This is a genomic window from Kitasatospora sp. NPDC005856, from assembly GCF_040629945.1.
GTDB lineage: Bacteria > Actinomycetota > Actinomycetes > Streptomycetales > Streptomycetaceae > Kitasatospora.
Map to the genome: position 1 here is coordinate 46,940 of NZ_JBEXWT010000009.1, position 1,537 is coordinate 48,476.

2 pseudogenes are annotated in these 1,537 nt (G+C 67.7%); both read right to left on the bottom strand.

Annotated features, from left to right (window positions below):
• Positions 1-75: 75 nt before the first annotated feature.
• Positions 76-325, bottom strand: a pseudogene (locus ABZ449_RS08180) (hypothetical protein); the annotation flags it as partial.
• Positions 323-478 (bottom strand): annotated as a pseudogene (locus ABZ449_RS08185) (glutamate--tRNA ligase); the annotation flags it as partial. The pseudogenes ABZ449_RS08180 and ABZ449_RS08185, both read right to left, overlap by 3 nt.
• Positions 479-1,537 lie beyond the last annotated feature (1,059 nt).

A 1,537-nucleotide genomic window follows, 5' to 3' on the forward strand; every position in this document is an offset into this window, starting at 1 on the left:
CTCCGGGCCGCACGCGCACACGTCGGCCGACACGGGCCCGCACACCCGCCACCGGGGCGTGCGGGCCCTCGGTCGTCACGCCAGTTCGGCCAGAGCCTTGTCCAGGTGCTCCAGGGTCCGCTCGCGGCCCAGGACCTCCAACGACTCGAACAGCGGCAGCCCCACCGTCCGACCGGTCACCGCCACCCGGACGCGGTGATCTCCGACAGCACCGAGATCCGCGTCTGCGCCAGCCCGGCCACGGCGGCGAAGTCGCCGGATCGAACGCCTCCGCCGCCCAGGGAGCTCGGGGCGAGGACAACCACGGCGCGCACGCCGCCACGAAGCCGTCCACCGGAAGGGCCCGCTGGGAGCCGGTGCGCTCGGCGACCTGCTCACGCGTGCAGTCGCAGTAGTACGCGAGCCCGGACTCGTACAGCCCGGCGGCGGCCTCGCGGTGCCGCGCCTCGTTCTCCGACTGGAAGTACGGCCCTTCGAACGTCGGATCGCCTTCGAGGCGCCGATGGACGCGAGCTCGCGGCCTCCGGCTGCCCGAAGTCGCCTGTGCGCAGGGTTCCTTGGCCGGTGTGGTCCTGGCAGTGGCGCGGTGCCGTCTCATTCGTGCGGACCGCGGCGGCCGTTCCGAGTGGTCGCCTGAGGGAATGTGGACTTCCTTGGGAATCTCCAAAGTTGTCGGATCAATTGAAATCTAGACAATAGCGAGGTGGCGCACCGTCGGCGTTCCCCCGCCGGGTGGGGCCCGGAAGCCTTGCCGCCAAGTCCTGGGCGCGATTGCCGGTCGTCAATCCGGCAACTTCGCCGGTCGGCCCGGGGGGTGCTGTCCGCCCCGGCAGTGCGGCGCGGGGGCGGGTCGGCGGCCGTGGATTCCTCCCCCGCTGCGTCCCGTGTTCCCGCGATGTGGGATATCTGTGCGTTCGGGTTGCCGAACGTGATGGAACGGTGACGGATCAGCTCTTGATCGGCAAGCTCTGTGCGCAATAGGGTGCTCGCATCCAAGAGCGACTGTCACTATGCATCGACTTGCAAATGACATGACCTTCTGCCTTGGTGCACAATGCTCACGGTCGGAGTTCCGTCCGAACCGGTCGCGTTGCCTGCTGTGTCGAGTTCCTGTGGGGGGAAGGGAAACGTACGAATGCGCCATCATTGATCGACGCAGCGTAAGCATTGTCCGATATGGGTGCAGGGTGGACAGTGAATTCCCCCTGGCCTGGATGTGGCCGCCCGGCAGACTGTCGGGCGGCGGCAGGGTCGCCTGTTTCCCGTTGCACCGTGAATATCTCCCCCCAGTGTTCCCGTAGCGGTTTGCCGCTGTTCACCCGGCATCCGTGCGGGATCGAAGCATGGGCTCGGTTCCCGGTGGCGGGTCGGCCGTTTCGTCGGCCTGACCGGCTGCGGCGGCAGCCTTTATGGCGGGGACAGGTCATTTGCCCCTGTTCCGTTTCCCGCCATTCCCCTTCCCTGTTTTGCGGCCATGCCGTCGGTACGCCAACAGCGTCCGGCGGGTATCGTAGAGGAATCCGTTGTGGAATCCACC